At 51.2% G+C, this 25960-nt stretch carries 16 protein-coding genes; 11 read left to right on the forward strand and 5 right to left on the reverse strand.

The features are described from left to right. Positions 1–128 precede the first annotated feature (128 nt). The gene (locus SH580_RS16865) at positions 129–1166 is read right to left on the reverse strand and encodes a LacI family DNA-binding transcriptional regulator (RefSeq protein WP_319831992.1); all 1038 of its coding nucleotides are present in this window, start codon (positions 1164–1166) and stop codon (positions 129–131) included. 133 nt (positions 1167–1299) lie between these two features. On the opposite strand from SH580_RS16865, the gene SH580_RS16870 reads away from it, so the two are divergent. Continuing rightward, positions 1300–4131 carry a glycoside hydrolase family protein gene (locus tag SH580_RS16870; RefSeq protein WP_319831993.1) on the forward strand — a complete coding sequence of 944 codons (2832 nt, stop codon included), beginning with the start codon at positions 1300–1302 and terminating at the stop codon, positions 4129–4131. A gap of 91 nt (positions 4132–4222) precedes the next feature. Here SH580_RS16870 and SH580_RS16875 read toward each other — a convergent pair whose 3' ends face one another. From SH580_RS16875 to SH580_RS16885, 3 genes are all read right to left on the reverse strand, one after another. Continuing rightward, entirely contained in the window at positions 4223–4981 is a 759-nt protein-coding gene (locus SH580_RS16875; RefSeq protein WP_319831994.1) for a hypothetical protein, read from the reverse strand. Further along, positions 4978–8253 carry a hypothetical protein gene (locus SH580_RS16880; protein ID WP_319831995.1) on the reverse strand — a complete coding sequence of 1092 codons (3276 nt, stop codon included), beginning with the start codon at positions 8251–8253 and terminating at the stop codon, positions 4978–4980. The genes SH580_RS16875 and SH580_RS16880 overlap by 4 nt, the downstream gene beginning before the upstream one ends. 345 nt (positions 8254–8598) lie before the next feature. Beyond that, a complete protein-coding gene (locus SH580_RS16885) occupies positions 8599–9624 on the reverse strand; it encodes a LacI family DNA-binding transcriptional regulator (protein WP_319831996.1) in 1026 nt (341 codons plus the stop codon). Positions 9625–9836: 212 nt separating this feature from the next. Between SH580_RS16885 and SH580_RS16890 the strand changes: the two genes are divergently transcribed. The 6 genes from SH580_RS16890 to SH580_RS16915 all read left to right on the forward strand — a co-directional run bounded on the left by SH580_RS16890 (position 9837) and on the right by SH580_RS16915 (position 18657). After that, on the forward strand, positions 9837–10682 hold the full coding sequence (locus tag SH580_RS16890; protein ID WP_319831997.1) for a hypothetical protein: 846 nt from the start codon (positions 9837–9839) through the stop codon (positions 10680–10682). Positions 10683–10708: 26 nt separating this feature from the next. After that, the gene (locus SH580_RS16895) at positions 10709–11377 is read left to right on the forward strand and encodes a prepilin-type N-terminal cleavage/methylation domain-containing protein (protein WP_319831998.1); all 669 of its coding nucleotides are present in this window, start codon (positions 10709–10711) and stop codon (positions 11375–11377) included. 33 nt (positions 11378–11410) lie between these two features. Continuing rightward, positions 11411–12064 carry a hypothetical protein gene (locus SH580_RS16900; protein WP_319831999.1) on the forward strand — a complete coding sequence of 218 codons (654 nt, stop codon included), beginning with the start codon at positions 11411–11413 and terminating at the stop codon, positions 12062–12064. A 7-nt stretch (positions 12065–12071) separates the two neighbouring features. After that, positions 12072–14744 carry a sugar-binding protein gene (locus SH580_RS16905; protein ID WP_319832000.1) on the forward strand — a complete coding sequence of 891 codons (2673 nt, stop codon included), beginning with the start codon at positions 12072–12074 and terminating at the stop codon, positions 14742–14744. A 232-nt stretch (positions 14745–14976) separates the two neighbouring features. Then, positions 14977–16578, forward strand: a complete 1602-nt coding sequence (locus SH580_RS16910; RefSeq protein ID WP_319832001.1) for a CBM96 family carbohydrate-binding protein — start codon at positions 14977–14979, stop codon at positions 16576–16578. Positions 16579–16647: 69 nt separating this feature from the next. Beyond that, complete coding sequence (locus SH580_RS16915; RefSeq protein WP_319832002.1) at positions 16648–18657, forward strand: alpha-L-fucosidase; 2010 nt, start codon at positions 16648–16650, stop codon at positions 18655–18657. A gap of 55 nt (positions 18658–18712) precedes the next feature. On the opposite strand, the gene SH580_RS16920 is transcribed toward SH580_RS16915, so the two are convergent. Then, positions 18713–20326, reverse strand: coding sequence for an SGNH/GDSL hydrolase family protein (locus SH580_RS16920; RefSeq protein ID WP_319832003.1), 1614 nt, complete (start codon positions 20324–20326; stop codon positions 18713–18715). 175 nt (positions 20327–20501) lie between these two features. Here SH580_RS16920 and SH580_RS16925 point away from each other — a divergent pair, with 175 nt between their 5' ends. From SH580_RS16925 to SH580_RS16940, 4 genes are all read left to right on the forward strand, one after another. Then, positions 20502–22931, forward strand: coding sequence for a glycosyl hydrolase family 28 protein (locus tag SH580_RS16925; RefSeq protein WP_319832004.1), 2430 nt, complete (start codon positions 20502–20504; stop codon positions 22929–22931). A gap of 134 nt (positions 22932–23065) precedes the next feature. Then, positions 23066–25156 (forward strand): hypothetical protein, encoded by a 2091-nt coding sequence (locus SH580_RS16930; RefSeq protein WP_319832005.1) that lies wholly within the window; start codon positions 23066–23068, stop codon positions 25154–25156. Between the two features lie 63 nt (positions 25157–25219). Beyond that, positions 25220–25528, forward strand: a complete 309-nt coding sequence (locus SH580_RS16935) for a type II secretion system protein (protein ID WP_319832006.1) — start codon at positions 25220–25222, stop codon at positions 25526–25528. Positions 25529–25545: 17 nt separating this feature from the next. Next, entirely contained in the window at positions 25546–25923 is a 378-nt protein-coding gene (locus SH580_RS16940) for a hypothetical protein (RefSeq protein ID WP_319832007.1), read from the forward strand. Positions 25924–25960 lie beyond the last annotated feature (37 nt).

Genomic DNA, 25960 nt, shown 5'->3' on the forward strand with positions numbered 1-25960 from the left:
CCGGATCTTTGAGGGAGTGACTTTTTTGTTTAAATTGATGGGAGAAATGATGCATTTGGTAACAGTGTTACTGTTACGAATGGTCTCTTTGTGAATAGGTGTTCCGTTAGTTCTCAACGGAATATTTTTTAGTGCTTTGCGATGGCTTTATGCGCGATCTGATTCAGGCTACTTCCTTCAATCCATGCGCCAGCGGTTAACATCAAAAGTGGTTCAAGTGGTTCCCCAACTTCGTGAGTTAAGCGAGCGCGTACGAGTAGGTCGATAGCACCTTTTGCGATTCGAGCCGTATTTTGATAGATGCCAGTGATGGGGCCATTTTTATCGCGCACGGCTAGAGAGACGAAGCCGTAGGCTTTATCATCTGTTGATATATAGTCGATCCAAGGATCCCAGTCTGCGATGATGACATCGGGCTCGATTTTCTTTAGCCAATTCGAGAGGCCTTCCGAACTTGGAGTGGCGGCATGCCAAATGTGTTTGTGGGGATATTCCCATGCGAGAAAGGCGGCCGTGTAAGCGCGGAGCATTCGACGTTCCACATCGCTACGAACCAGTAGGCAGGGATTTTTATAACCACGGCTTTGAAGGATTTCCAGCGCTTGGATCATCGCGTTATAGTGACTGGCCTGGGCTCGGTGAAACTTGGGTTCGCGTAGAGAACTTCCGATGGTGACCGCGCTGAGTTTTTTCCAATCTAATTTTGGAGCCTCGATTTCCGCAGCGGCCGGTGGCGTGAGAATGACACCCTGTATATTTCGGGCTTCAAGCATACGGGATATGACTCGAGGCGGCATATCTTTGGTCAGGACAAAATGATCTATGCGCCGACCATGTAATTGAGCACCTTCATTTAAGCCATGGTAGATGTCCGCTTCGAACCCGTGTCCGGAATCGATATGCTGCCAACGCTCCGGCCACCAGATGGCCGCGAATGTTTCCTGGTAGTTGATCGGACGACGGCTGGCAAAGCTAGTCATCAGTTCGCTCACCATTGTATCTGGAGCATAACCCAGCTCTTTGGCGACTTTGAGAATTTTCTTTCGAAGTTCCGGTTTAATGGATGCGTCTTCTTTAAAAGCGCGAGAAACCGTCATTCGAGAAACACCAGCCACTTCAGCGAGGTGGCGAAGAGAAACAGCCTTTTTTTTAGAAGGGGCAGACATGGTGTAGTTGTGTGACAGTAACACTGTCGAGGCAATTCATATTTGGAGGTTTTAATCAAATTGTTTGAATCTGCGTAAACCTCCAGAAAAAAAAGTAATCTGCTAATTCGCTTTGGCAGCTTTCCCCTAAATCATGTCTGAGTTATTATTATTAATGAGAAATTGCTTTGCGTTTTCTCGATTCCTTCCCATCGCGGTATGTATTCTGCTTTCAGCTTTGTCAGTCGGCGGATCGACTCTGGAGATTCGTGCGAGTCGCGATGCATTTATTCGGGCCTCACAGAGTGCTGCCAATACCAGTAATGAATCCAATGGCATTTTCATTGTAGGAGATACCTTAACACCGAATGACTATTTGAGAGGTCTTCTAAGCTTTGATACGCGGCATTCGGCATTAGTGGGAACTCAGATCAATAGTGTTCAGCTTATTCTAACCATTAGCTCAAGAGATTTAAGCAACGGGGGGAGTCTCCATGACTTAATAGACCTGGATCTACATGGGCTGGATGTGGATTATATTGAGTCGGAAGTCGATTGGTATCACCGCAGCAACTCAGATTTATGGCAGAATGGAGGAGGTGATTTCGGTGCCTTATTAGATCGTGTTCAGGCGAACCCGGCGACAGTTGACGAAGAGGACGTGATTGTATTCAGCAGTCCCTATCTAACGGAAGATTTTATAAAATCAATAGGAGGAGACTATGCGCTTTTGCTCAAGCTCCGTATCGAGAATCAATTACGCTCGGTTTTTCGTTTTTGCTCAAGGTCGGCAGCGTATGAATTACAGCCTGTATTACTGGTCGACTACACGCCTAGTGAGATCGTTGTGCCAGTGCCCGGTCACTTGGAGCGTCCGGATAGTGCTAGATATTCACTCATGGCTGGTGGGAGATCAGTCGCTGTTAAGGCCGAGCGTTACAGTTTTGATGTTGCGATGTTCACGATGGGGGATGGGGTAGTGGCAATTGATATCGAATGTGCAAGTGATTTTACGAGTTATACACTGAAGCCGGATCGGTATGGTCTTGAAGTGAGTCGTTCGGGAAATCGGCTTCATTTTCAAATTGAGAGCGCTCGGAACATGGTTTTGCAGATTCCGGGGCGCACACCTCTGGCAATCATCGTAACTCCGTTGGAAAGAGGTTTGCCCGATCCATCGGATCCTGACGTGCGCTACTTTTGGCCTGGCATACAAGACGTGGGGGTGATACGGCCACAAAGCGGTCAAACGATCTATTTTGCGCCCGGAGCTTTAGTTAAAGGACGTATTGAAGCTAAAGGTGTGAGTGACGTCCGGGTTTGTGGGCGTGGTATTCTTGAAACGGCTGGTTATTCGGTGCGTTCTGAAGGGGATGCTGGAATTCTATTTGAAAATAGTGAGAACATCATTGTGGAGGGCATCGGCGTGCGTAGTTTTTACACTTGGTGGCAAACGCTGTATTTGAACTGTCGGAATGTGGAGGTTGCTCACTCGAATATTTTCGGGATTGGGGTGAATACAGATGGCGTCGATATTGATGCGGTTAAAAATTTTGTGGTGCGTGATAGTTTTATTCGAGCGGAGGATGATGGACTAGGCTGGCACTCGCTGAACGCGGCTGTGAACGGAGAGAGGATCACCGAAAATGCGATCGCGAATAACATAATTATTTGGAATACAGGTGCTGGAAACGGTATTCGCATCGGAGCATCCATGGAGGCGCAGTTGTGGCGGAATATTACGATTCGAAATGTCGATATACTTCAGCATGCTGGTGCTGGTATTTATAGCGATTACTCCGATTGGGCGTGGATGGAGAATTTGCGTTTTGAGAATATCGTTATTGAGAAAGCATCCAAGCCAATTGATTTTCATATTGGATCCACCATTTATAGTAATTCAACCGGTTACTTGAATGAGCGTGGTCATATGGATGGGCTAGTGTTCGAAAATGTAAAGATGAACGGTGGAACCATTCGGTTGGCGGGTTACGATGCGACTCACCGAATCAATAACCTTCGGTTCATCAACTGTGTGAATGGAGGCGAGGCGGTTGCGGGCTTATCTGATATCTCGGTTAATGCCTTTGTGACGGATATCGGTTTCAATGAAGATTTGACTCCTTATCCTGTATTGCATCCCGGGAGTCTTGTTGTCGCTGATTTGGAATCGGTGATTGCTGGTGGCGTCCAATATATTGAAGATAATACAGATGCAGTTAAAGGGCGTCGACGTGTCTATATTGCAAATTCAATAGGTGATTCTATCGAGCATCTTTTCTCGGCCGATGAAAGTGGAAGCTATCGCTTGAAACTCAATTTATGGCATAGCCCTGGTTCGGCCCGAATTCATGTTTTTCTGAACGATACTTTGCTTACAACTATAGAATTGTATCAGAGTTTGGAGGCTGAACGGAGTCTGGATCTGGGGAGCCAAAATCTGCATTCCGGCGAGCATTACCGATTGCGAATCGAGATTGATGGGCGACATTCCAGTAGTTCTGGATATGCTGTGCATTTAGATGAATTGAAAGTGCTGAACGCCTTAGAGGCTTGGAGAGATGACTATTTTGAGAGTCGTGCGCATCTCGTTTCTGCGAGGAATGAGATGGATGCGGATGGAGATGGCGCTGCCAATTTATTTGAATATATGCTGGGGACTCACCCGTTGAGATGGGATGACTTTAGTTTACTCAATCAAAAAGTAGAATCCGGTGCGGAGTTCACCTTTGAGCATCCGATTCCGGCTTTGCTGGATTGTTCACTTGAGGTTTCTTCGGATCTTATGGTTTGGGATGTGATCGCCTTAATCCGTCGCGGCGAGAGCGCCTGGGGGCTGGAGGAGGTAGGTGAGAGAACATGGCCGGAGCTTGCTTTGCAAACCGATCTTTTGAGTGCCAACACCCGATTAAAGGTGGGGGTGAGTGTCTTACCAAATTCGTCGGTAGATCAGATTTTCTATCGGGCACGTGTGGCTGAACCGTAATTCTTCGTTGGCTGGGGTCGATATAGTATGACGGAATGCATCCGTGATACTTTCGAATAAAACAATAACTAATCGAAATGACATTTTCTTATCAGTCTGAATCAGGGCGGAAAACGAGTGGCAATAGATTGAAACTATCCGGATTTGCCTCCAGATTGTAAATGATTAGTAGGAGTCGATCATCCTGGTCGACAATGAGTTTTCTGGCGAGGCTTCGCTTCCATTCTCCCTCACGGCTGAGTGAGGCGACCAATATGGGTTGGTAGTGTTTGTCGGGCAGGCTGAACGCTTTGACAGCTGATTGCCCAGGATCGATAGTGAAGTTGGTTTCGTCTAATTTGCACGCTAGGCGTGTGGTGGATAAGTTATAAACCAAAATGCTCCCCAGAGGGATAGTTGCGGGGGAGGTTTCGATGGAGAAAATTTTGTAGCCACCGCTGGCCAAGGGGAAAAAGAATATAGTTAATTCCTTGGTTTTTTGGGGGATTTTTAACCGGCCTAATTCAACACGTGCTTCGGGGGCGGCCATCGCTGTGCCAGCTTTGTAGAAAGTGAGTGTCTCCGGGCCGCGGTAATTCATTACACCTGTTCGCCGGTCATCCAAAAGTTGGAAACTGCGTTCACTTCCTTCTCCGCTCTCCAAGTAGGCGACTTCCGGCGGAATGTAGGTGCTGTTTGCTTGGATCTGGTTTGACGCTTGGTTTTGACTACTGTTTGCGGCCAGCGGGGCATGGTTCGGCCAGAGAAACGCTTGGAATTTCATCTGGACGCTTGGAGCTTTTTCTTGCCCCGGAAGCGAATGGCCCAGTAGAAGTGTGAGGAGAATGAGAATAGAGTGAATCGTTTTCATACGTCGGAGTCTTCGAGCCAGTGGAAATCAAGGATCACAAAGCGACGTCCAAAGCTCAGGTTGGTTTGGGTTAACGGAGCGTAGCCCTGCGCGCTCGCTTCGGCGGCATCATAGGGAGTTTCCGGAGGATTATTCAGGCTATCTACATATTCAGGGATACGCTGAATAATGGCTTCGCAACGTGCGCTGACCGTTTCGCCAGTGATAGGGTTGATGGCTTCACCGTAGGCGCGCACTCGAAAAGTGTCGGAGCGCGCGGAGAGGGTGCTTCCCATGCGAGCGAGTAGATCGGCTTGACTGAGCCAACCGGGGAGGTTTTCTGTGCGCCAGCCGCTTTCGGCCTGAGCTTGCATGCCGGTGATGCCTGTGTTTTGCGCGGCTAGATTTACATTTTGCTGAAGGCCTGAATTGACTCCCGATTTATCCAATGCCGCGGCTAGGGTTCCCTGCAAACGGTAAGCATCCGTATTTTCCGAGTAGGTTCCGTCGGTGTCCGGCATCCGATTGATGAAATGGGCCAGGCTGGCGAAGGGACCTCGCAGTTTGATCTCTTCGACAATGGAATCGGCCAGAGCGTCAATTTGGGCAGGATCGAGAGTTCGATAGCCGATAAAGGTTGCTGTGTCCTGACTATCCGGAGTCACTCCCGGGGGGCCGATTGGAGTGTCGATCCTGAGTATCGGAGACTTCGGATTATCAGGGTCAGCAACGTCGAATGATCCGTCGGCGCGTCTGACATTGCTGTCATAGAACGTCGCAAACATTGCACGCCAAGCTTCGACAGATGTGCTGTTAATATTGAAGGCACCGTTGATTGCGAGATCTGCTGCGGCGACGCGTTCTCCTGATCGAGGCGTGTCATTCTGCACGACTTGAAAGATTCGATTGTTTTCCGGCGTATTTTCGGGAAGGGTTCCGGGAAGTGTGGAGAGGAAATATCGATCCCAGAGGGCCGCATTCAATTTATAGGAGTAGTCATGATGAACCCCTTGGAACTGATATATGGCATCGTAGCTACTTGTGCTCCAGACACGATCGACTTTATTTAGACTTATCGATGGGTCTGCGAGACTATTGCCTACCGCGTAAGCTGGGATGTTGTTGCCAAAGCGCGCATTACGAACTCGAATTTTCAGCCCGTTGGCAAAATACGGATCTGTGTTTGTAGTCAGATCGTTGTAGAGTGGCGCGTGCATAAACTGCCCAATTGAATGCAGGTCAGCGCGATCCGGAGCACGTTGAAACAGAATGGTTCTTTCGGCGTCGCTCTGGCTTTCAGAATAACCGACCGTAACATTATCGTCCAGATCATAAGGCGCGAAACCGACATCAATAAATGTACCACGTCGTTGCATACTTCCGATGAAAGTCGGGTTGAGCGTGGCGGCGTTTTCTACCCAGGTTTTGGGCATCGTAAAGGTCAGAGGGTTCGGCCCGTGAATCAATGCACGGGGATTGTGGTTCGCGAGCCATTTCCGCGTATTCGGTTGGAGGTTGGCGTTTGCTTGGTCCCATACTGGCTCGTTGTCGACGAAAGTATGCAGGATTTTATATGCATAGGCATTGGAGGTATCGATAATGGGCGTGTTCGCGGGTGGAGATGCCTGCATGGTCTCATAATTTCCTTGCCAATCCTGTCCTACTTTTGGGTGGTCGGTCATATAAACGGCGATCTGAATCGGTTCAGCATTCGGGCCGGTGCCTTTTGCGAGTTTGAGTGCGTGCGTGCGGTAAGCGCTGTATTGCCCACCCCAGCGATAGGTCTCTGGGGTCTCCGCCGGAGTGTAATGTGCTCCGATGTCGAAGTGGAAGCCAAAGCCCGGATGGTAGCCTCGGGAGAGCGTGGCACCCGTCGGACTGGGATTCATTCCAAAGGTGTAAGGTGTCTGCGCACTCGCACTGAAAACAATGGCTTCCCCGGGTTCTAATCGCCCGCTCGTGAGGTAGAATGTCGCCGGGTACGGTTGCTCGATTGGGAAGTGAGTATTGTTTCCCTTTATCAGTGACCAACTCCTCCAGAGAGAGATAAAATTTTCAAAGTCGCTTCCGTTCATTAGCGTCCGGCCGAACGTGAGTGTATAGGTCGCACTCTCCAGTGGCGTGTCGTAAGGATTCCACAGGGTTACGGCCGGCAGCATATTAACTCGGATATTACGGTTGCCAGTAGCGTCAGCTGGATCATAGGTCGGAATCCAGTATAATTGGAAACCGGTCACGACCGGATAGACGCCGGCGACTTGAGCACTGGAGGCGTGTATTGGGAGTTCACCGGCAGCATTGGGCTCGGTCCGAATCCACGAGCGAAGCTGTTTCCAATCAGGTCCGCCAGGGTCGGCGGCACTCGCCGAATGGTTGTCCTGAGGCGCGAAAATCAAGCCGGTGGGTTGATTGGAAGTGTCGTAGAGCGCGCTGGTGAGATCCAGTTTGAGGCCTCCCAAGAGCGTGTTGGAAAAAAGTCCGAATCCGTGGAAGGTGAGATCGTGGAAGTGCTTGCGTATACTCTGATTTGCAGCATTCCCCAGTTGCTCCTCCAGAATTTTAAAGGATGAGGACGTGTGTAGCTTTCCTGTCTGTTCCTTGGTCAATTGTGGCAGCCAGTCCAGATTTTGAATTGCGCTCAAACCGAATTTTTGAGCAGAGAGCGTGCTGTTCGCTGTTTGCGGCGGTGGTGCTATATTGACTTTGGCTTTCACTCCTTCGTCGCCCACCCAATAAGCAAAACGGCTCACGGTGTCGAGGTAAGTGTCAATGTCGACTTTTCCGGCTTCTACTTTTGCGCTACCGTTAATGAGTTCGTTGCGCTTCTCTTCAGCAAATACGGAGGCTCCTAAATAGGCATCTGCTACGCCGTAGGTGTGTGAGTCCGGGTATCCGGAAACCAACCACTTGCTGAAGGTCGTTTTGGGGAATCCATTTGAGTCTTTGAATGTCCGCCACACTCCTGTCCAATGCTGGCGGCTTTGTTGTACTCCATCAGTAGTGAGAATTCCAGCTTCAGCGTTGTAATCGTCATTGTCATACGGATCTGTGTCGAGCCGAGAGGCCGTTGCGCTGATTCGTTGGTCTGGGCCCAATTCCTTCTGTATGTCGCCGAATGCAACCTGTAGTCCCAGTAGTGCATTTTGCTGGGCTAGCGTCATCATCTGGTTCAGGTCGGCATTCTTTGTTTCGATCTGACTCATCGTTGTCAGTGAGAGTGATAGCAACACAATGAATGCCATGAGTGTCAGTGCGATGACTAGGGCGAAGCCTCCCTTGTCTTGCGAAGGCATGCAGCTTGATCTTGCATAGGTATTACTATTTTTCGTTTTCTTCATCATCTGAAAGGGGGGGAGTTGGGGTGATGGAAATGATCTTAGTATGGATATGCTGACGAGGAATCAAAAGTGGTCTGATACTGTCACAATGTTGTCGCCATCACCGCTGTTTAATTGTGATGATGGTTCGACTGAGTCATCTCTGAACCGGGCAATAGAGGGCCGGCGATTTCTGTGAGGCAACACACTCGCAAATTATTCGCGCGAGGGCGCTCGCTGCTACTGGCATTGTATAGACAATTTCGGAGTATTGACTAAGGCGTTGTTGGACTCTCGTCGAATTTTGCCGCGTACCGGATCTCATGCGATTGGGCGAGTTGACTCACCAATTATTAGCTTCACTGGTATTCGGTCTGTGACTGGATGGTGCGGCGGACTGTCCGCTTTTTCCCCGTCCAGTAACTCTAACAGGCGCTTGGCAGCCCGGCGCCCGATCAACAATGGGTTTTGAGCGATTGTCGTCAGCCGTGGGCGCACGCTCGAAGCGACTCTGAGGTTTGCAAATCCAACCACCGAGACGTCGTTTGGCACGGACAAATTGAGATCACGTGCTGCGGCAAGCACGTCTAAGGCGACCCAGTCGTTAAAGGCGACGATGGCTGTCGGGCCGTTCTTTTCACTAAGAAGGCGTTTTGCGTGGTTGTAGGCTTCTTTGGTTCCGTAGTGCTCAATATTATACATCCATTGTTCGTGAACGATGAGTCCATGCTTTTGCATCGTACTCCGAAAGCCATCTAACCTCGCTCGGCCCGTACTCGTTTCGAGATGGTAGAGGTTTGCGATGTTTTTATGTCCGAGCTTGATGAGGTGTTCCGTTGCTATCTGGCCGCCTTCGTAATCCTGACTACCTGTGAAGTCATAGTCCTCCACGCCAGCGAAGACCTGATCCACAACGACGATTGGTCGTTGAAAGCTTTTCAATTCTTGTAAGTAGGCGTGAGTTGGCTGATCCGCTGGTGGGAACATCAGGAGTCCGTCGACCCGTCGTTCGGCAAAGGTTCGGAGGACAGTTTCCCCTTCATGAACGCAAAGATCCCAACTGATGACGATCGGGTCGTAACTGGCTTCATAGAGAACCTCAAGCATGCCTTTGAGGATGCTCCCCACGAAGTCATCTTGGAAATCGTTGCACGTGAGTCCGACTGTCATACTGCGTCCACTTTGGATCGCATGGACCAGGCGATTCGGGCGATAGTTCTGCTGTGCTGCGACGTTAAGGATCCGCTGCCGAGTCACCTCGGAAACGCCAGGCTTGCCAGTGAGTGCTTTGGAGGTTGCGCCTACGGATACCCCGCAGATGCGGGCAATTTTAGCTAGGGAAGACATTATAAATCGAAATGAATAGGAGAGGAGGGATATAGAAAATACTTTCTTTGAGTTTTATCATCTTAAGCTTATGAATAAAAAATAGTTATGAATCAAGTTGTATTATTAAAGAAAGTACTTGACCTAAAATAGAGAAAGTATTTTCTCTCGTTCTGTTATTGCTTATCGAAGCTCTGTTTTGAGCTCTATCTTACCTCAGCCTTATGTACCCTATGAATACCCTGAATTCTTCCATTTGTTTCTCTCGTTTCTCGCTAGCCGGGATGATTAGCGTCATTTTTGGCATTTCCGCTCTGCCGTCTTTCGTCCATGCTGAGCTGCTTGATTCCTGGACTCAGTATTCTGGCAGTGTCAGCAGTGGTCTCAATACCGCCAGTCCGGTATTGGGCAATGGGAATGCGGATTCCGAGTCTGCCGACAGTCAGACTATCTACGCCAGTTCGTCCATGTCATACACGCTCGCAGACGTGGGTGACACCGTCACATTGTCAGCTGGAGTCACCTTCACCGGGATGGTTTCTCCGCAGTCGGATCAATTTCGCTTCGGATTCTATGACGTGAACGGGCAGCCTGGTGCCACCGGATGGCTGGGCTATTATGCGACGAATTCGGGCACAAGCACCGGTCCCACCTACAGTCGTTTGTGGGAGCGCGATAATCCGAATACAGGTAGCTTTGGCAGTGGGGCGGGGGCCTCGTTGCTCGCCTGGGTAAACGCTAGTCCATCCAATACCGCTTTTGAGTCCGGCACTTATAGCTTTTCGCTGTCGGCAACTCGAGTTGAATCGGGATTAGACCTTAGTTGGTCGATGATCGGGACTGGCTTAATCTATTCTCTTTCGGGAACGGTTGTGGATACGACGCCTGAAAGTTATGTTTTTGATCGCGTTGGATTCTTCACTGGTGGTGGTTTGAACGCCGATCAAGTAGCTTTTTTAGATGTTGATCTTACTTTTTCTGCCATTCCCGAGCCCGCTTCGACGAATTTCCTTCTAATGATTGCCGCAGGATTATTCACTGTCGGGGCACGTCACCACAAGATGTTTAGCGACGCCTAATGCCGCGCGAGCTTTGCCTTAATCTCATGAACCTTTCTATCATTTCCAGGCGAGCGACTTCTCGGCACGCGTTTACTTTGATTGAACTGCTGACTGTGGTTGCGGTAGTTAGCATCCTTGCGTCACTGGCTCTTGTGGGGATCAGTAGTGTCCGCGATAAAGCGCAGACAGCTCACTGTGGTTCAAACATTCGTCAGATTCAGTCGCTTGCATTACTTTGGGCGCAGGATAACAATGGCTGGGTCCCTCAAGCGATGTGGTTTCTGGAAGATATTAACCAGAAGCGTGTCGGTGCGACTAATCTGCGCTCTGTTGGCTATACGGACAAGCTCGGAAAATGTCCATCGAGTGAGGTTCTCGCTCCGAATTACGGGATCAACAGCAAACTCGTCCAGGGGAGTCCGAGTGGCCAGCAATGGGGCAACAATTACAGCCAGTACTATGAGCACGGTCGTTATAAATACTCGCAGATTCAGGCCTCAGACACAATTGTGTTTGCGGAGACTGAAAAAGTGAAGAACTGGTCTTTCGGCGGTGCCGCAGCATATATGGCAATCAACGTCGACTCGAACAACACTCTTGGTTCCCGTCATAGTGGCAAAGCTTGGGTTGCTTATGCCGACGGGCACATCGAACTTCAGTATCCTGCCGACATTGCCACCGACTTAGTCTGGAACAAGGGGATCAACGAGTAGACCAGACGACTTGAAACCTCTTTGTATCCTTCCATGAACATTCTTTCTACAATTCGTCGTTCGCATCGTCTTAGTTTGGCGATCACTTTCACATTCGTCGCCGTCGCTGGCAGCTTGCAGGCAAAGACGGACCTCTTCCCGGAATTGCTTGCTAAATATAATTTTGAGGGCTTGCCTTCTTGGGTCCCAGGCTGGGGCGCTGGTCATGGAAGCACTTATCAGCCCGCCACGGGTTGGAGAACTCCCTTTCGTGTCGAACTGGATGCGGATGATCCGCACTCTGGAATGCACGCTCTGCGCATTGAACTCAAGGAAGCGTCTGGCAAAGAGAAAATTGTCCATGCTCCTGCAATCAAAGTCGCATCGCCTTCCGGCGATTCTTCTGAGGAGCGGAAGATTTGTATCCATCTCCACGTACGCACCCATGGTCTGGTTGAGAATGGTGTTGGGATTCGCCTGCTTGAGCGTGATGCAGAGAATACAAGCATCCGCCTGCTCGATAACGAAAAGTCACTTGTCCATGTTCCGAATTCTTCTGAATGGGTTGAGCTCAACGCAACGGGCACACTCGACTCCCGTACCGCATCCATAACGCTGATGATTGTCGCCTACCAGTCCGAGGTCCCCGCGACCCTCTGGGTGGATGATATTTCCGTGGAACTTTTGACGACTTCCGAACTTCGCTAAACATACCATGAAATTAAGCTTTTTACTCACCTCATTCCGTCTGGCGACGGCGACTGTATTCTTTGGAATGCCCGGAGCATTCTCGTTTGCAGCGGAGCAATCCGAGGCCCCTACGTTCACTTCTGAAGCCCAGGGGAACATTTTTACGGATATAAATGGAGCGATGACTCTGCATCTGCCGACAAGTATTGTCGGGGGGGAGATTGTCGCGCGTAATGAATTCGGAAATGTTGTCAGCACATTTTCTCTGCCCGAGGAGGCCAACGAAAAATTCTCATTTTCACTGCCGGGCAAGGGCTACTATTCACTCACGGCAGAGCTGAAGCTTGTTGATGGATCCTCAACTCGTGCGGAGACCACGTCGACCGTTGTTGGTCCGCTCATCCCAGACGCGCTTCGCATGCAATCCCGTCTGGGTCTTTGGACTGTGCAGGGCGATCCGGAACTTGTGCTTGCCGCCGGTGCCCGCTGGAACCGGCGCATGATCTCCATTCATACGGTCGGCGAGGAACTGCTTGATGCGGAACCTCCAGAGGCGGAACGGGAACTCTTTCACGATAGTCCGTTCACCCAGGTCGGCGTTATGTCTTTCGGACTTCCGCTTTGGCTGATGGAACCGACGGAAAAGAAAAAGAGCTTTGGAAATCCCCTCACAAAACCAAAGGATTGGGGCCAACTGAAAGAGCTTGTTTCCGCATGGGTGCGTCAGCATGAGAAACATTTCCCCGATTACTTTGAGATCTACAATGAACCTGAATGGCAGTGGGCGGGAGGGACCAACGCCGAACTTGTCCGCGTGCTTGCTACCATCGCAGATGGAATCAAAGAAGTCCGCCCGCAAACGAAGGTTCTGGGTCCCGGTTTTTCCTCTATTCGCATCCAGGACTCTGCTCGGCTCGATCTTGTCACCGCCAACGAGGAGGGCCTCTTCGATCACCTCGATGGGCTTGTCGTGCATGCCTACGTTGACGGCTCTGCGCCTGAAGAAGAATTCATTCAACGTGTCATCGAGTTGCAAGAATTCCTTCGCGAGATCGACCGTCCCGATTTTCCCATTCATCTCACCGAGTTCGGCTGGACCTCGGGTAAAGGCACTTGGCAGAAACCGGTCGACGAACTGACGCAGGCGCGCTATGCCGTACGGTCTCTCACCCTCCTCGCCGCACTCGGGGTTGAAAACGCGACTTTTTTCTGTCTCCACTACAAAGCGGCCCCGAATCCAGGCGAGCGCGGTTTTTCGCTCATCCGCGATGATTCCACCCCAAAGCCTTCCTTCGCTGCTTATGCCAACGTTGCCCGGTGGCTCGCCGGCGTACGTGGTTTAGGTAACTGGTTGCGGCTTACGCCCACGACTCACCTCATCCTCTTTGAGAAAACTGATGATACTTCGGTCGCAGTTGCATGGGACACAGAAACGACGCGAACCATCGGTTTGCCGCTCGTCACTTCCCGTCGCGAGGATATGATGGGGCGCCCCTTGGATGCCGATGCCGACGAACTGGAGGTCTCGCCCAGTCCTATTTTCCTCGAATTCTCAAGTGCCCAATCTCCTGAGATTAAAATGTTGCCCGCTCTGGACGTCATGCGCGGCGGCGATGACACAGTGCTTTCCGGTAGCGATGCATGGATTGCTCCCGCGCCGCTGAAGGTCAGGAATGGACGCCTCGCCGTGCCGGCCACAGCCCAAAATGGTGACTATCTCCTCCTGACTGAAGCGGACGGCGAATGGATCGGGCAACCGATTCGGGTCATTCCTCCGCTTCAGGCAACCGAACCCGTCCTCGAATGGCCCACCGAGGTAAATGCGCCAAGACTGACGACAACGGTCACCTCGCACGCAGACGGGCCCGTGACTACGCGCGTCGCGGTCGCGCTTGAAGACACTCGCGACCGCTTCCTCAATCCTCCGGTGATTCATCCCGGCGACATTCGTCGCCTGAGCGTTCCGCTCGAAGGCCTAGCTCCTGGCAAGCGCTATCGCGGCCAACTCGCTGTAGACACTCGCCATGAAGGCCGCCGTGATGTGGTCACGCGTCCCCTTGACCTGACGCTGCTCGCCGCCTCTCCAGTGGCGCATGGATCAGAGCCCGATTGGGAGCGAATCCCCTCGATTGATTTCACCGACTGGGATCCATTTGGCGGCCCCATTGCCCGTGAGGATTGCTCCGCTACCCTTCAAGCGGCTCACGGCGCAGAGGGGCTTTATCTCCGCGTTGCGGTTCGAGACGACGACCATTTGCAAAATCGCTCCGGCGAAGAGATCTGGTCGCAGGACGCCATACAAATCGGGCTGGATCCTGACTTCGAAAAGAGTTGGGAGGCGAACGATCTCTTTGGGCTTAAAGGGCACCGTGTCTTTGAATACGGAGTTGCTTGGGACGGCACTGATGTCATGACTTGGCGATGGATTTCCTACGTGCCGGAACTCCCTGTGGGCGAGCCCGAACCGCGCATCGATCTGCGTGTGGATCGAGTGGATGATCTCACCATCTATAACATATTATTTCCCTGGTCTACGCTTGGACTTGACAAGCCAATGGCAGCGGGCTCGGCCATGGGCATTTCGCTCTCGCTCGCTGATGCCGATGCCGGAAAAAAAGGCCGTCGCGCACTCCGCCTTTTTGGTGGCATCGCCGAGGGCAAGGATCCGGAAAAATATGGCCCGCTCTGGCTGCGTTAAAATAGCTCCTTTGCTCCAACATTCCTATGGCCTCAGCATGAAGATATTCCAACACAATCCCATCTCTCTCATCTTGCGAACATCCGTCTTCGGATTGTTCATGCCAGAGCGGCTTTCCTTGAGGAAATCCGCCCGACGATTCGTTACGACGGTGTTTATGTTGTGTTTGATGTCCTCTCTCCGGGCGGACATCGCAGATGACATGGTAACAGCTGAAATCTCATGGCGTGCTATGAATTTCCTTCAATCCCATCCACGCTGGGATTCTTCGTTGAAATCCGAGCCTACTTTAGCCACGGTGCTTAAGGCGTTGAACGCTCCAGACCCAGCGGTGCCACCTTTTGCGCAGACCATTACCACTGTCGCTGGCCTTTCCGCGATCTCCTCTGGTGGCATTTATTATCTGAACGGCGATTTCGTTTTGAACGCGCCCCTCAATATTCGATCCAACACGACCGTTTATCTGAGAGGTTCGTTGATGCTCAAAAATCAACCTATGGTTGACGGATGGGCTACGAACGCGGTTGTTGACATTAGCGGCGTCAATATCCGACTTATCGGACTTGGTAATGCTGAAATAATTAGCGATCACACGGCGAGCGGCTTCTGGGTATATGACGCCACCAATGTTCTGATTGAAGGCTTTGATATCGCTTCCACCGAACAGGCCTTCACCGCTCGATGGAACGTGAATAGTGCGGTGTTTCGAAATAATTATTGCCACAAGCTAAGCCACCGGGGCGTACATACCGTGGCTGGCGGGGACTCGGGACACATTGTGATCAAGCACAATTTTATAGATTGGGCCTCCGACGGCTATGACTTTGATTACGTTTCCACCAACAGTATAGCTTTTGAGAACGTGATCGTCGGCACCAGCCGCTGGGTTGGCTACATGGAGGAAGGAACCCAGAGCAGTCGTTCCGTCTGTAATCTTGGCGTCATGGCAAAATGGTTTGGAGAAAGCTATATGATGGGTATCTGTGACAACGGGACCACTCGCCGGACGTTTGAGCTCACCGACCGTCTGACGGAAAATAATTATCTAGTGAAAAACGTGGTCTATGGACCGACCGTTGCCTATACTGGTCGGGCGGACTATTGGGCATTGCCAGGAGGAGGCGACATTGCCGCGGATGCCTTTGGTCCGATCTACATGTGGGGAAATACCGGGTACAACTACGCGAGCCAGACCGGGTACATTGATTATTCTGGGCACCCAAACCTGCAGCCCGGAGTGCCGAAGATTGCGGATCCGAATGCACCGGAAGTCAACGCCTACATACAGCAGACACTCGCGGTGATCGAAGCTGTAGAGGAGACCGTGGGTGTACCCCGAAATCTTTCCGCGGAGGCTGACACTTTTGTGTGGGACGCTGCGCCGACGACGAACTATGGCACGACGACTAGGCTGCTGGTCAAGGATGTCTATGGTCCGGGGTATGATCGGGTGGCGTACCTGAGGTTTCCCCTGGATTCCATGACGTCGCTGGTGAAGACGGCGACTCTTAAGCTAAGAGTGGTTCAGGTTGGCGGGGAGGGTGTGGGTGACCGCACGGTTGAGGTCCGTCAGCTAATCGATGATACGTGGACGGAAAACGGCGTCACTTGGAACAACCGTCCGCTTTCCACCGGCGCGCTGATTGCCACGATCACAGATGCCAGTATCGTTGGGCAGACGTACTCCGTCGACGTGACCGATTACGTGAATGCTCGGTACTTTGCAGGGGAGAAGGTATCTTTCGTCCTTGTCCAACCTGCGTCCATAGGTAAGGGCGCTCACTTCGGCAGCTGGGAAGATCCGGTAGCCGAACCTATCCTAGAACTGCAATAACACCGATTTCTCAATGCGGTGAGCATCCGCCATGCGGCTTGTGCCACTTCCTGCGCTAACTTGTATTTTATGTCCGTTTCAACTCGTCAAGTTCATCTCGATTTTCATACCTCGCCGTTCATCTCCGATGTTGGCACCGAGTTTGATGCGCATGCTTTCGCTGCGACGTTCAAACGCGCTCGGGTCAACAGTGTCACGATTTTCGCCAAATGCCATCATGGTATGTGCTACTACCCGACAAAGACGGGGAAAACACATCCCGCGATTGGCGACCGCGATCTCCTTGGTGAGATGATCGAAGCCCTGCACCGGGAAGACATTCGTTGTCCCGTCTATACCCCGATTGCCTGGGAGGAGAACGTCGCGCATCTTCATCCGGAATGGTTGCAGATGCGCGCTGACGGAACATTTGCTCGTTGCAATAATGTCGACCCCGCCCGTCCACCGCATCCGGGTGGCTGGCTTTTCAACGACTGGGTGAATCCCGACTTTCAGGATTACATCGAAGCACATGTGTGCGAACTGTTTGAGCGCTATGGTTCGCTCGACGGTCTCTTTTTCGATATCTTGTTTTATGATCACCTCGCGCATTATAGCGATGCTTCCCGTGCTTACCGCAGACGTCATGGTTTTGCTGCAGATGACGCAGAGACCTTTAAGCGCTTTGAATCCCACGCGCAGGCTTGTTTCGCAGAGCGATTCAGCAAGCTTGTGAGGGATCTATCGCCGAAGAGCACCATTTTTTACAATACGCCATTCGACGTGTTCGTCGATGGAACGGGTGGACGGCAACGACTGTCACATTGCACGCACATCGAGATCGAGTCGTTGCCGTCTGGTTTCTGGGGCTACCACCATTTTCCCCGACTTGCGCGCGGTGCGGGACGCTGGGGCAAACAATGGATCGGCATGACCGGTCGCTTTCAGCGGATGTGGGGGGACTTCGGCGGCATCAAGCCACAGGCGGCACTCGAATATGAGTGCTTTCGCTCGCAAGCCCTTGGAGGCGGGAATTCGATCGGCGACCAACTCCCTCCGCGCGGTCGTCTCGACGCGGCGGCCTATGATTTAATTGGTGCGGTTTACGCTCAGTGTGAAGCTGCGGATCCTTTCTATCAAGGAAGCAGCGAGATTACGAATCTTGGGGTGATTTCCGCCAATCATCCGAAGAAGGATCTTGCCGAAACCGGCAAATCCGACGAAGGCGCAATTCAGATGTGCGAGGAAGTGCACTATGAAGTTTCTTTGCTCGACGACGCGTCCGATCTCTCAGTGCATAGTGCGCTTATCCTGCCAGACGACGTGGTGGTGACCCCGGTACTCTATAAAAAATTAAAAGCTTTTCACGCCGCAGGTGGACAGTTGGTTCTCTCGTTTCAATCAGGCTGTGACGCCGCGGGCCATTGGGCACTCGATTTTCTTCCACTCACTTTCGAGGGGAAGGTTGAGAAATTCCCAACGTACTGGCGTGCCCGTGAAGCTTTCTGGCTGGAACTCAGTGCGAGTGATCGCGTCGTGTACTCGCAAGGGCTCAACGTGAAGCATGGGAGCGATGTTGAGGTTCTAGTGGATCGCGTACTTCCGTATTTCAAGCGCACCGATCTCACCTTTTCGTCGCATTTTCAGACGCCACCACAGGCCGATTCGGACCGCTTTCCTGCTGTCCTTGCGGGGGAAGGTTTTATCTATTTCGCTGATCCCATCTTCCGTGAATATAGGCAGACGGGCAATCAGGCCGTGCGTGATGTCTGGCGCCGTGTGCTCCGTGATCGCGTTGGTCCGCCGCCCGTCGGCGACGGCTTGCCCACGACGATTCTTTGCGCTGCGCGTCGCCGCGAGCGTGAGCTGCTCATTACACTGCTACACTATATCCCGCTTCGAAAAGCCCTGGAGATTGATGTTTGCGAAGAACGCATAAGTTTTGCCGACGAAGTCCTGCGCCTCCAATCGAGTGCGAAAGAAGTCCGGATCTTTGGTACAGATGAAACCCTTGCGACGACCGAAGACGGCACTGGATGGGTGCTGCCGTCAATTAAAGGACGCCTGTTGCTCGAAGTCCCGGATTACTTCTCAAGTTAATCAGTAGCGTGCGATTTTCAGGATCAGACTGTGACCTGCACTACCCGCGCCAGCTTTAATGAAGAACTCGTTTGCTCCTGCTTTCAGTTGGACCGGAGAAATGCGGCCGCGGATGTGGACCGTCGAATATTATAATGCGCTCGCCGTTGAGCCACAACTGACAGTAGTAATCGACGGTGATGGAAAGGAGGGCCTGACCGCCCGATCCACCATCGAATTCCGTTCGGGCGTAGACGAAGGACGGTTTCTTTTCGCCTATGAGCGTGCGAAAATCCACGAGGTTGCTCTCGGCGGACACAGGTTTCCATGTGAAACGATCTAGACTGAAATTCGCGTCGCCGGGCTCGGGAGCGAACTTTGTAAAGGTATCGGCCCGCGCGTCGATCGGCATCTGCTCTTTTGGGTACGATAATGAAAAAGGTCCCGTCCAGCTCCAGGCGTCCGCTGGCACTGGGACCAAATTGAGATCGCGTAGCACCTCGGGAGTGAACGTGCCTTGTGGACTCGGCTCACGCGTTGCCTGTGTCTCCCCTGCCAGTAGAAGATAGCCAAGGGTTACGGATCCGTTGCGGCTAGGGTCGATTTCGCTTTCTGCGGGCAGGACGACATTCAGCATGTGCTCGCGGGCCGGCAGGTCGACTCCGGCGAGGAGGTAGGAGAAACCATCGCGTGTATTCGCATATACATGACTCGGTACGGAGTCGTCGACATTGACCAAGAATGAGCCATTATCCGTGTCTCTTGCGTAGAACAGGCCAAAGGTTGTCCCACGGACGGGGAGGCGCAGTGCAGTTCCCGGCGCCTCTGCGGTGATTGCGCCTTGGAAGAAACGGCCCCACCAGGCAGAGGGCGGTGCTCCTGTTTTCCAGTCTGGGGTGATATATGCTTGGAGCGGTACCAAGCGTGCATCGAGCAACAGAGGCTTCGTACTGAGGGGGGGCGGTAGAGGAACGAGGGGTGTTGCAGTCGCTCTATCCTTGCTGCGTGCGCGGTTGAGTAGTGGGCGCAAGGTATTGCGCAGTGTTTCCGCGTAGAGCGCGTGCCCCGCACGGTTTGGATGAACGTCATCCGAAAATAACACATTCCAGTCCTCGCCATGTTCGGATAGGTGGGCCTCGACCGCGGCCTGCATGTCCGCTTCCACAAGACCGTAGTGGCGGGCGATTCGGCGATGGCGCTGTAGATTTACGCCCCTGCGGGCGGCTGCTTCCACTATGACAATGGCCGGAGGATGCGGCAGTGATTTGAGTCGAACGACCAATGTTTCCATGTAGAGAATCGCCTGTTCATCGGTGAGGCCGCCGTCATTGACGCAATATTCGATCACAACAAGATCGGGTGCATGTGAGATGATATCGCGGTCGATGCGGAAAATTCCCAGCGAACTGCCGGTGCCGCTCATCCCCGAGTTCACTACACTGATTTCGCTTTTGGGGAATTGCTCGTCCAGCCAGTCGCCGATCCAGCCCGAACTGCTGGCTTGGGTGATTGAGCCACCAATGGCGACATAGCGAAGCGGTTCGCCCTTTGTTGCTCTAGAAAATGCGGCGACAACATCGCTCCCCGGTTCCTGTGAGGCAACGACAGTACAAACACATCCGATCCAGGCGAAAAAAAGTGAGACCCAGTTGCACGAATATATGGGAAAATTATTAATAGAGAAGGGCATAGATAAGTTATATGTTGGCGAAAAGAGATCAGGAAGTAGTCTTCTCTAAAATTATGGCCCCGCAATATGTGTATCGAAGTGACAGTAACATATCGTCCATTGTTGTCTCTGAGCTATTGTGATAATTGAAATCAGAATCACTTCTGATTAGTTTTCATCAAACAGATTTCTCCTTATGTTACTCCACATATCTACTTTAAAAAGAATTTTTATCTGTGCCGTCATGTTGTGTGGCGTTGCATCCAAGTCTGTTGAGGCAGAGACGCTAGTGTTAAGGTCGGTTTCAGATGGCTACATCCGCACGACACAATCAGCCAATTTGGCAAATAACGAAAGGAATCATCTCTTCCTCGTTGGTGATACGGCGCAAGTAGGTGACTATCTCCGGTCGGTGTTGACGTTCGATTTGAACCGACCGGAGCTTGTCGGAGCAAAGATTATCAATGCCGAACTAGTCTTGGAAGTGAGTGATCAGGACAAAGGTGCGGGCAGCAGTTCCTCGACCGTGGAGCAACTCAATCTGCATGCCTTGGACCAAGTTTTTGATGAATCAACAGTAGATTGGATTCGATTTAATCGGGAGAGCAAATGGAACCGTCTCGGCGGCGATTTCGGACCGAGTTTGGCCTTGATCAATGTCAACGCATCCGAGGCTGAATCTGGGCGGATGTTTACTTTGGGTGGAAAGGCGCTTGCTGCCGCTGTTCAAGCGTCCATCGGAGCAAAGGGGGCATGGCTGCTGAAGCTCGCCGAGGAAAATCAGAATCGGAGTATTTTTCGTTTCAAATCCAGCAAGAGTCGATTGGTGATCGATTATGAGCCATCACCGGCAGTGGCGGCGGCAGTCGCGGCTTTACGGGAACCACTGCCGGGACAGCCCGGAATTCCAGTCGAGGGAGTCACCCCGGTGCCCGGGTATCCGGAGGCACCGGAGAGCTCAAATTATTACTTGATCGCTGGTGGGCATTCAGTCGAGGTGAAGTCAGAACCTTATGATTTTGACGTCGTTATGTTCACGATGCGCGATGAGCCTGTTTTGGTCGATGTGATGGTGCAAGGGGACTTTACGGAGTTCAGCGTCAAACCGGACCGTCACAATTTGAAGGCAACTCGGGTGCAGAATGCGATTCGGTTTACATTGGATGAGCCTGTGAAGCTGGTGGTGCAGATTCCCGGGCGGAAGCCGCTGGCGATTATCGCGACGCCTGAAGAAGTGGATGTGCCTTCTCCTGAGGATGCCAATGTCCTTTATTTTAAACCAGGCGTAACTTATGCGGGTGTGATTCGCCCTCAGAGTGGGCAGACGGTTTATTTCGCGCCAGGCGCACTGGTGCGGGGGCGGATCGAAGCCACTGCAGTTCAAAATGTGAAGGTCTTGGGACGTGGAATCTTGGATACTTCCGGATATGCGCTGCGCAATAAGAAGTTACACGGTATTTTGTTTGATCATGCGGAGAATATCAAGGTTGATGGGATCGGTGTCCGCAGTAATGACACTTGGTGGCAAACGCTCTTTTTAAACTCAATCAACGTTGAGGTCTCGCAGATGAATCTCTTTGGTATTGGTGTGAATACCGACGGTGTGGATATCGATGCGGTGAAGAATTTTGTGGTTCGTGACACTTTTATTCGAGCGGAAGATGATGGTCTCGGCTGGCACTCGCTGGATGCTGCGACGAACGGCGAGATTATCACAGAAAACGCCTTGGCAGAAAATGTGGTGATTTGGAATACAGGAGCGGGCAATGGTATTCGGATAGGTGCATCCATGGAAGCTCAGCTTTGGCGTAACATTACAATTCGCAATGTCGATATTTTGCAACATGCTGGTGCTGGGATTTATAGCGATTTCTCGGATTGGGCTTGGATGGACAATTTGCGCTTTGAAAATATTGTGATTGAGAAGCCTTCAAAGCCGATTCGATTTTATATCGATGAAACTCGGTACAGTAACTCAACCGGATATTTGGATGAGCGTGGTCATTTTGACCGATTACTGTTTGAGAATGTCCGGATGAATGGCGGTCAGATTCGATTGAGCGGATATGATGCCACGCATCGCATTAACGGAGTTCGATTCAATAATTGTGTGAATGATGGCATTCCGGTCGATTCGCTTGATCAGATCACGGTCAACGATTTTGTGACAGATATCGATTTTAATAAGCCATTGCCGCCAGAGCTGCCGGTTGCAGAGGGAACTTATGAAGCTGAATACTGTGAATCACGAACGAATGGTGTGCCGCAGTATATAGCCGACATGCCAAATGCGAGTCATGGGCGTATCCGGGTTTTTGAGGCCCGTGGTGCGGGGGATTTCATTGAGCATGACCTCACGGTGCCTTCTGCTGGTGAATATGAATTCGCACTGCTTGTGCGGACATCTCCTGAGGGCGGCCTCGCGGAGCTTAGCATTAATGGAAAAGTGATTGGACCGAAAATCGACCTGTATTCTTCCCGTCCGGACTTTCGAGTCGTGGACTGCGGCGAACTGCAATTCGGTTCGGCTGGCTTGCTGGAACTCCGACTTACATCGACCGGTAAACATGCTCGTAGTCGCGGCTACCGGATGGAACTCGATGTAATCCAACTGAAGGTCAAATAGTTTTTGCCGTTGCACCGTTGGGTGATGTCGTCGTGTGACAGTAACTCTTGGCAATATGTATTCATGCGCTATTTCGGCGCGCACACTTAATATCAATTAATTACCTCAACCCCTTTATGTTAAAAATGCAGAATATGAAATTTCCTAAACTCAGTGCTCGTTCTCGCCACACATGTCTTAGTGTTGTGGCTTTTCTTGCCGGTTTTTGTGTGACTGCTCCATTGTTGGCAGACCGCCTCTCGATTAGCGAATCGCAGTTAGAGGTGAAGCGCTCCGATCAGGTAGAGTTGGGTGAACTCGGTCGAGGCCGCTTGCATTTGAAGCTTGATGATCCTTCCTGGAATGCTGGTTTCCGTTTGTTGCCTCCGGAGGGAGCGACTGCATGGGATTTTTCATCTGCTAAGGCGATTGCTGTCGATGTGGAGAATTTGTCAAAGGATAAGCAGTTGCGGTTGACGATGCACATCTCCAGTGGGGAGAAGGAAGCGAAGGACTATCAAGAGATTAACACCGGCATTGCCTTGAATCCCGGTGAAAAGCAGACGATGCACTTATTCATTCCGCATGCTACCATTTATCGTTCGCCAGAAGGAGTGCCCGGTCCAAAGGTCGTGGACTCGACGGCGATTCATTGGATCGATTTTCAGATGCAGTGGCCGTTTGAGGGCTCTCAGCAGGGTTTACTCGATTGTGAGATTTCGAACATTCGTCTCGTCAGGAGTCCTGATACGCGCCATCAGGTAAATGAGGAAGATTTCATGCCTTTTATCGATGAATACGGCCAATATATTCACGATGATTGGAAGGAGAAAATTCACAGTTCGTCTGATTTGGTGCGTGCATACCAGAACGAACTGGCTGAACTTAAAAAGTCTGAGCGTCCCGCTGAGTGGAATGAATACGGTGGTTGGGCGAATGGGCCAAAGTTGAAAGCTACCGGCTATTTCCGGGTCGAGAAATACCAAGGTAAATGGTGGTTTGTGGATCCGAGTGGTCATCTCTTCTATTCTCAGGGGATTGATGTTTTACGGACACACACTGATGCCACTCCGGTGCGGGATCACGCTGAATGGTTTGACTTTAGCACCAAAGGTCAGCGGGAGCTTCCTTTCACTGATTGGAACCTGCGTAAGAAATACCAGACCGATGATTACAATGCAGCTTTCTTCGATGTCCTCACTCAGCGTTTGGAACATTGGGGAATCAATACGATCGGTAACTGGGGACATGAGGATCTCATGAATATGGGCAAGATGCCGTATACTTTACAATTGACGGACCACGATACGAAGCTGCCTCAGTTAAAGGGGAGTAAGCTGAAGTTTTACGATGTATTTGATCCAAAATACATTGATGCGATGGAGAATTTAATTAAGGCTGCAGGCGAGAAGTCGCCGATTGTTCTTAAGTCTCTGACCGATCCGATGTGCATCGGTTACTTTATCGACAACGAGTTGAACTTTGGTAACCGCGGGCGTCAAATGCTCACGGATGATGTGCTTCGCTGCCCTCCGGGACAAGCTGCCAAGCTTGAGTTGCAGAAAGACCTTAAGTCTAAGTATGGTTCCATCGATGGATTGAATAAGTCGTGGGAAACGAATTACGCTAGCTGGGATGCGTTTCTGGAAAATCGCGAAGTTCCTGAATCGAAAGGATTTCGTGAAGATTCGAATGTATTCTTCCTCAAGGCAGTGGATCAATACTTTCGCCTCAGTCGTGATGCGATTAAGCGGGTGGCACCGCATCGCCTTTATTTAGGTTGCCGTTTCATCGGAACCGACTCCGTGCGTCGTGCGCTCTTTGAAGCGAGTGAAAAATATTCTGATGTTCTTACCGTGAATATCTATGCCCATGGGGTGGCGAATCTTTGGGTTGAGGCTTTTCCGGATATGCCGGTTTTGATCGGAGAGTTTCATTTTGGTATCTATGATCGCGGAATGTTTGCACCCGGACTCGCCCCGGCTGGCCTAACTCAAGAAGAACGGGCCTTCGCCTATGCACGTTTTGTGCAGGGAGCGCTTACTCATCCGAATATTGTCGGCACGCACTGGTTTCAGTTTCGGGATCAACCTCTGACCGGACGTTGGGACGGTGAAGGTTATGCCATCGGTTTTGTGGACGTCGCGGATACACCTTATGAAGAACTCACCCGGACTGCCCGAGAAATAGGGGAGAACATGTATACTTACCGTCAAACTGGAAAGCTTGTGAATTCGATGAAATGAGTCTACTCTCCTGGGGTCTACCCTTTGATTCCTACTCTACATTAAACAGAAGAAGGTTAAATTATGAAATGCCCCGCTCAATTGCATGCTTCGCCTTTAATACGTTTTCGTCGTCGTTCTTCACTGGGGTTTACCCTGATTGAACTGCTCGCTGTGATTGCAGTGGTCGCGATTCTTGCGGCAATTTTAATTCCGACCTTTGGGAGTGTGCGTACAAAAGCGCAGCAAACTCAATGTGCCTTTAATCTGAGACGGATCGGTGAAGCGATTTTATTATACGCGAGTGAAAACAATGGAGAACTTCCTGGGCGGGATGCTGGTTTGTATGGTCAAATCAGTGCCCAGACGATTATGCGAACAAAGATAAACTGACACTAGTCACTTATTTATTGCCATATTTTGAGATTACAAATGGGGAAGGGGATGTTGAAGTCATGGTTTGTCCGGCGAGTGAGGCTGCGTTGGATTCAACGCACGCGAGTTATCTGGCAAACAACGCAGTTTTATTGCACGATGGTCAGACTGGGCGTCCTTTCGGGAAGAGTTACGGGGCAAAAGGTCTTTTGCTGAGTCAACTCGCGAATCCTTCTGATGCGGTCGCCATGTTCGATCTCGATGCGGATATATGGAGAACTCTGGGGAATGCCAGTCCACAGAACACTCCGACCGAACCTGTGCATGGGGCGACACGTAATTTTCTCTATCTTGATGGTCATGTCAGTGCGATGCCTTTAGACTATGACCCGAGGGCGACTGCAGTTCAGTAGTGGGATGCGACGAACCGGCATATTTCTTTAACACTTT

Source organism: Coraliomargarita algicola (assembly GCF_033878955.1).
Taxonomy (GTDB): domain Bacteria; phylum Verrucomicrobiota; class Verrucomicrobiia; order Opitutales; family Coraliomargaritaceae; genus Thalassobacterium; species Thalassobacterium algicola.

Coding starts and splice junctions, on each gene's coding strand:
- SH580_RS16865 (WP_319831992.1), bottom strand. CDS start 1,166: ATGTCTGCCCCTTCTAAAAAAAAGGCTGTTTCTCTTCGCCACCTCGCT.
- SH580_RS16870 (WP_319831993.1), top strand. CDS start 1,300: ATGTCTGAGTTATTATTATTAATGAGAAATTGCTTTGCGTTTTCTCGA.
- SH580_RS16875 (WP_319831994.1), bottom strand. CDS start 4,981: ATGAAAACGATTCACTCTATTCTCATTCTCCTCACACTTCTACTGGGC.
- SH580_RS16880 (WP_319831995.1), bottom strand. CDS start 8,253: ATGCCTTCGCAAGACAAGGGAGGCTTCGCCCTAGTCATCGCACTGACA.
- SH580_RS16885 (WP_319831996.1), bottom strand. CDS start 9,624: ATGTCTTCCCTAGCTAAAATTGCCCGCATCTGCGGGGTATCCGTAGGC.
- SH580_RS16890 (WP_319831997.1), top strand. CDS start 9,837: ATGAATACCCTGAATTCTTCCATTTGTTTCTCTCGTTTCTCGCTAGCC.
- SH580_RS16895 (WP_319831998.1), top strand. CDS start 10,709: ATGAACCTTTCTATCATTTCCAGGCGAGCGACTTCTCGGCACGCGTTT.
- SH580_RS16900 (WP_319831999.1), top strand. CDS start 11,411: ATGAACATTCTTTCTACAATTCGTCGTTCGCATCGTCTTAGTTTGGCG.
- SH580_RS16905 (WP_319832000.1), top strand. CDS start 12,072: ATGAAATTAAGCTTTTTACTCACCTCATTCCGTCTGGCGACGGCGACT.
- SH580_RS16910 (WP_319832001.1), top strand. CDS start 14,977: ATGAATTTCCTTCAATCCCATCCACGCTGGGATTCTTCGTTGAAATCC.
- SH580_RS16915 (WP_319832002.1), top strand. CDS start 16,648: ATGTCCGTTTCAACTCGTCAAGTTCATCTCGATTTTCATACCTCGCCG.
- SH580_RS16920 (WP_319832003.1), bottom strand. CDS start 20,326: ATGCCCTTCTCTATTAATAATTTTCCCATATATTCGTGCAACTGGGTC.
- SH580_RS16925 (WP_319832004.1), top strand. CDS start 20,502: ATGTTACTCCACATATCTACTTTAAAAAGAATTTTTATCTGTGCCGTC.
- SH580_RS16930 (WP_319832005.1), top strand. CDS start 23,066: ATGAAATTTCCTAAACTCAGTGCTCGTTCTCGCCACACATGTCTTAGT.
- SH580_RS16935 (WP_319832006.1), top strand. CDS start 25,220: ATGAAATGCCCCGCTCAATTGCATGCTTCGCCTTTAATACGTTTTCGT.